Genomic DNA, 5,144 nt, shown 5'->3' on the forward strand with positions numbered 1-5,144 from the left:
GCATGTGCCAGTAGGCTACTGATGACGAAACATCAGGTTTGATTCATGAGTCAAACTCCTTTCAAACAATTACTTAAGCGACTTCACGTCGCACACCTCGAGAGCGATTACGCCCGTGAGGCGCTGACCCGCTGGTATCATCTGCTGCATCAAGGCAAGCTCACCAGCATTGGCTTTGCCGATTTCTGCGACCGCACCGGCCTTCACCTTGAGCAGGATGGCTGCCTGACCGACAACCTCCCGCCCATCCAGCGCTGGCTCAACCGCATTCTGGCGCTGCCCATCGCGCTCCAGAACGCCGTGTTCGATGAATTCCTCGGGCTGGTTGAGGCGCGGATCGATGCAGCCCGCAAGGCGGGCACCTTCGACGCGGGCGTCGAGACGCTGGTGGCCGACAAGCTGACCATCATCGAGGAACGGATTCTGCGCGAGGATGCCAATGGCGCTTCGACCCAGCTCCTCACGCTCGAAGCCCAATGGGCACCCAAGTTCACGCCGCTGGCCGAAATCACGAAGCGGATCGGCCCCAAGACATGGTTGCTGCGCAATGGCCGGTCCTCGCGCGTGGCGCTGCTGATCCCTGAGCGAACCCGCCTGATGGATGATGGCACACCAGTCGCCAGTTTCACGCTGCATCGCCCTGGCGGGCGGAGTTGGATCACGGCCGATGAACTGGCCGAAAGCCACTGGGACGATTGCGAGCGCGAGGCTTTCGAGGAGGCCTGGCAAGTCGAGGCCGATGATCTGGCCACCAAGCCTTACACTGAGCGCTTCTACCTCGCGACCGGTCGCCTGCTGCCGATCTGGAACCTGCTGGGCGATGAGGCGCAGGTTCGCCGCCTCGTCACCCAGGATGGTCGGTCACTTCTGGGTCGCATTGTGCCCGCCGAGGCGGTCAACATGCTGCTCGACAAGCTGGGCATCGGCGATCGTATCGCGCTCTCGCCCGATCAACTGGTGGAGGCGGCGCTGGCCGGCAAGGTGGTGCCTATCGATGCCTTGTCTGGAACGAGCCTCAAGCGTTCGCGCGTGAATGGTGAGCAGCGGCTTGAGGTTGTCGGCTTCGATCCCCGCGCCCTGCCATCATGGAAAGCCAAGGGCTGCTTCACTGAGATCATCGCTTATCAGACCCGGCTGTTCATGCCTGTGCACAATGCTCGGGAGATCGTTCAGGCGCTGGCGGCGTAACGAAACTCACATCAAGGCCATCAAGCTGCGGCGTTGCGAACACCGCGCTTGATGCGCTTGCCGATAGGGGAGGGCGCACCCGACGAGCGCGGATCCGGCGGCATCGCCTTTGGTGTCCCCATGCGGAACGACCGCAGAGTTGCGACCTCCTCGGGATGACGGGCTAGGATTTCGATGAGGCCCACTGCCGCGTCGCTTGGCGGCGTGCGGCCGCTTTCATACTTCTGGAAAGCCCGCTTGCCGCCACCAATGATAACGCCGGCTTCTTCCTGGGTCAGGCCGAGTTTTTTCCGAACAGTCTTGATGCGGGCTGCATAGGCCTCGCGCAGTTCCTTGAACGCGTCGTTGTAGGCGCGCAAATCTGCACCGCTGTGAATGGCATCGCCATCGCCTTCGGGATACCAGCCCGGCACGTCGACGACGCGCGAGAGCGAGCCGACGCACACCTTCTGCGGGCGTGTGTCGCGGCGTAGTTCCTGACCCGTCTCGGGGTGAATTCGCGTCTCGCTCATCTCAAACCTCCTTGAAGGATGTCAGCACGACATCGATCAATGTCTCGCCAGCAAACTTCAGATACAGCCAAAGGCCATCACAGGGGATGTTGTAGGTGTCGTGCCACAACCGATGGTTCGGCGGGTTGTGCGCGGTCTCGGACTTGATGAAATCACCCGGTTCCAGCGCCTGCACGACATCGACAATATCCTCGAGCGAATAGCCGATCTTCTGGGCATCGCGAGCCGCCTTACTCGTGATCTCGAGCGTGTCCACATCGGCAAACTTGGCCTGGATCGCTTTGAGGTCATGGTGCGGGGTCCGCTTTACCGGCATACTCAATACACCTTAAAGGTCATTTTTTCAAGAGGCGCTTTTGCAAGGCTGCGCGAGGGAATCGGCGATGCAAGCAGTTCGGATCACTGCTTTAGCGGTCAGTCGCGCCCCAGGAAACAAGCGTCCAGAGAAAAGGGGAAAGCCATGGGGGCGAGGCCCCCTGGAGGCGAAAGCGTCACCATGATCCGGGCCTCTATACCCAAGCGCGGGAGATCCTATCATGCAGTCCACGACCCTGACGCACGCAAAGCTGCGCCTTTCCGAGAGCAATGTCCGCAAGGCCAATGGCGACGCGGGCCTTGAGGCGCTGGCCGCCAGTATTGCCGAACATGGCCTGTTACAACCGCTGATCGTCAGCCCCTCAGCGGGCAAGAAGACGCTCTACGATGTCCACGCCGGTGGCCGCCGCTGGCGCGCGATCGGCTTGCTGATCGAGCGCGGCGTGTTGCCGAAGGATTACGCGATCGATGTCCGCCTCTGCGAGAACGAGGACGCTGCCGCGCGCGAGATCAGCCTTGCGGAAAACCTGATCCGCGAGGCCATGACGCCGGCGGATGAAGCGCGGGCCTATCGCGACATCATCGATGGCGGCGCCGATGCTGAAGCCGTTGCGCGTCGTTTCGGCGTGACGGTCCGCCATGTCCAGGGCCGCCTTCGCCTTGCCGATCTGGCCGAGCCGATCTTCGCCGCGCTGGCCGCAGGGGAGATCACGCTCGATGTCGCACAGGCCTATGGCTCGACCGGCGACCGTGAGCGGCAGGCAGCGGCGTGGGAGCGCCTGTCGACGAGCTGGCAGGCCGACAATCCCCAGGCGATCCGTCGGGCTATTGCCGAGGAAAGCCTCTCGGCCGATCATCCCATCGCTCGGTTTCTGGGCGAAGCCGAATATGTTGCCTGCGGTGGCCGGATCGAGCGCGATCTATTCGCCGCCGATGGCGAAGGCCGGTGGCTCGATGGCGATCTTGCCATGGATCTTGCTGCCAAAAAGCTGGAGCATGAGGCCGAGGTGGCCGAGCTCGGCTCCAAGCTCGCCTGGGTGAAGCCTAGCCTTGCCACCCACGTCACATACGACGAGACCAAGGATCTCCATGCCTATTGGCCGCGTCGCGCCGAACCCAGCGCCGAGGCACTGGCCCGTATGGACGAAATCTCCGACCGGATGACCGAGATTTCCGAGATCCTCGACGCGCCTGATGACGGCGATGATGTCGAGGCGCTGGAGGCGGAATATAACGCGCTCGATGCCGAGCATGACCGGCTCTCCGACACCGATCTGCTGATCCCTGACGAGGACAAGCCCAATGTCGGCACCTTCCTCGTGCTGGGCAAGGATGGTCAGCCACGCCTGCTCGAAACCTATTACACCGCGACGAAGCCCGCACGGCGGCCCAGCGCATCGGGTGATGCCCCCAGTGACATCGAGACCGAGGGCAAGGAACCCGCGCCTTCGGCCGGCCTACCGCGTTCGCTCGAAGAGCAGATGGCTAAGGATCGCCGCGATGTGCTGGCGCTCCACATCGCGCATGATCCCGCGCTGGCGCTCGATTTGGCGATCTTCAGCCTGGCCCGCGATCATGCCGGGCATTTCGGCTATTCCGATACCGGCTGCACCATCCGCATTACCGATCGCAATGAGCCTTCCGGCCTGACCGGCATTCCGGCCAGTTCAGCGGTGACCGAACTCGAGCAGCAGCGCGCCAGCCTTCCCAATGACTGGGCCAGCGAGGAGGACAGCTTCGCCTCCTTCCTCGCCTTCCGGTCGCTGGATGACAGCGTGAAGGCTGGCTGGCTCGCCTATGCCGTTAGTCAAAGCCTCAAGGCCAGCCTCGCCAGCGGCACGCACACTTGCGCGTTCCAGAGCCGCCTAGGCGCCGAGATCGGGATCGATATGGCCCAGCACTGGCGACCGGGCGCGGAGAACTTCTTTGACCGCATCAAGAAGGCGCAGATCCTCAGCATTCTGGGCGGGTTCGATCCCGAAATCGCCCTGCGCTATGCGGCGGCCAAGAAGACCGAACTGGCGACGGCTGCCGCGCGCCTGTGTTCTGGCGACACGATCATCGAGCCCGAAATCAAGGCCAAGGCGCTTGCCTGGGTGCCCGATGTGATGCGCTTTGGCGGCAATGCGAGCGATCCTGTCGAAGACGGCATCGCACCTGACGCTGAGCTTGATGGGGCCGAGGATCTGTCCCTCGATGCGGCCAATCAGAACGATGCCGACGGCCCGTTCAGCCAAGCGGCCTGACCCTCAATCTCGAACAGCCACCGAACCGATCCTCCTTCCGCGCCAGAGCGGGAGGAGGTTGGCGTGCCTGCGAGCAAGGCTCGGATCAGGAGGAGACCATCCCATGAAGCCCCGTCACGACATCTATGCCACCGTCACCGCCCAGCTTGTCGCCGCAATTGAATCCGGCGCGGGCGAATGGCGGATGCCTTGGCACCATTCCGGTGCGCCAGTCATGCGCCCGACCAGCGTTGCCGGTCGGCGCTATTCCGGCATCAATCGCCTTGTCCTGTGGGCCACCGCCGATGCCTGCGGCTACGCCTCGGGCATCTGGGCGACCTATCAGCAATGGCGCGCCAATGGCGGCCAGGTCCGCAAAGGTGAAATCGGCACCCATGTCATCCTCTGGAAAAAGGTCGAGCGCGGAGATACCACCGTTGAAGCGGGCGGCGAGGGCGATAGCCGCGCCCGCTTCTTCGCGCGCAGCTTCGTCGTCTTCAACCGCGATCAGGTCGATGGCGCTGAGGACACGCTGGAGAAGGAGGTCGCGCCTGTCAGCACTTCCATTGCCGACGCGCTGGCCTTCCTGGAAGGCCTTGGCGTTCCGGTCGAATATGGCTTGCACGATGCCTATTACCGCCCCGACATCGACAAGGTCTTCATGCCCGAGCGCACGGCTTTCGATCATGACCTCGACCTTGTGTCCACACTCGCACATGAGGTCACGCACGCCAGTGGACATGTGGACAGGTTAGCCCGTGAAACGCTCCGCGATTATCACAAGGAACGCGGCATCCGCGCGCGCGAGGAACTGGTGGCCTTATCTGGACAGTCTGCGCCGCCCGCAACATTGCAGTAAGGTCGGCGATGGACGCCCACGGTAGGCAGTAATCAGGCTGGCCGT

The 5,144-nt window shown here is 62.9% G+C and carries 5 protein-coding genes; 3 read left to right on the forward strand and 2 right to left on the reverse strand.

Going from position 1 to position 5,144, the window contains the following annotated elements; translation table 11 throughout:
- Window positions 1-45: 45 nt before the first annotated feature.
- The gene (locus BGP00_RS15865; RefSeq protein ID WP_292694461.1) at window positions 46-1,188 is read left to right on the forward strand and encodes a strawberry notch C-terminal domain-containing protein; all 1,143 of its coding nucleotides are present in this window, start codon (window positions 46-48) and stop codon (window positions 1,186-1,188) included.
- 20 nt (window positions 1,189-1,208) lie between these two features.
- Here BGP00_RS15865 and BGP00_RS15870 read toward each other — a convergent pair whose 3' ends face one another.
- Both BGP00_RS15870 and BGP00_RS15875 read right to left on the reverse strand, forming a co-directional pair.
- The gene (locus BGP00_RS15870) at window positions 1,209-1,700 is read right to left on the reverse strand and encodes a type II TA system antitoxin MqsA family protein (RefSeq protein ID WP_292694458.1); all 492 of its coding nucleotides are present in this window, start codon (window positions 1,698-1,700) and stop codon (window positions 1,209-1,211) included.
- Window position 1,701: 1 nt separating this feature from the next.
- Window positions 1,702-2,016 carry a type II toxin-antitoxin system MqsR family toxin gene (locus BGP00_RS15875; protein WP_008067945.1) on the reverse strand — a complete coding sequence of 105 codons (315 nt, stop codon included), beginning with the start codon at window positions 2,014-2,016 and terminating at the stop codon, window positions 1,702-1,704.
- A 220-nt stretch (window positions 2,017-2,236) separates the two neighbouring features.
- Here BGP00_RS15875 and BGP00_RS15880 point away from each other — a divergent pair, with 220 nt between their 5' ends.
- Window positions 2,237-4,261 carry a ParB/RepB/Spo0J family partition protein gene (locus tag BGP00_RS15880; RefSeq protein ID WP_292694452.1) on the forward strand — a complete coding sequence of 675 codons (2,025 nt, stop codon included), beginning with the start codon at window positions 2,237-2,239 and terminating at the stop codon, window positions 4,259-4,261.
- A 103-nt stretch (window positions 4,262-4,364) separates the two neighbouring features.
- Complete coding sequence (locus BGP00_RS15885) at window positions 4,365-5,099, forward strand: ArdC-like ssDNA-binding domain-containing protein (protein WP_292694450.1); 735 nt, start codon at window positions 4,365-4,367, stop codon at window positions 5,097-5,099.
- The last annotated feature ends 45 nt before the right edge of the window (window positions 5,100-5,144 follow it).

This window comes from Novosphingobium sp. 63-713 (genome assembly GCF_001898925.1).
GTDB lineage: Bacteria > Pseudomonadota > Alphaproteobacteria > Sphingomonadales > Sphingomonadaceae > Novosphingobium.

Excerpts from the sequence above, each read along its gene's own strand:
- BGP00_RS15865 (WP_292694461.1), top strand. The coding sequence starts at position 46 with ATGAGTCAAACTCCTTTCAAACAATTACTTAAGCGACTTCACGTCGCA.
- BGP00_RS15870 (WP_292694458.1), bottom strand. The coding sequence starts at position 1,700 with ATGAGCGAGACGCGAATTCACCCCGAGACGGGTCAGGAACTACGCCGC.
- BGP00_RS15875 (WP_008067945.1), bottom strand. The coding sequence starts at position 2,016 with ATGCCGGTAAAGCGGACCCCGCACCATGACCTCAAAGCGATCCAGGCC.
- BGP00_RS15880 (WP_292694452.1), top strand. The coding sequence starts at position 2,237 with ATGCAGTCCACGACCCTGACGCACGCAAAGCTGCGCCTTTCCGAGAGC.
- BGP00_RS15885 (WP_292694450.1), top strand. The coding sequence starts at position 4,365 with ATGAAGCCCCGTCACGACATCTATGCCACCGTCACCGCCCAGCTTGTC.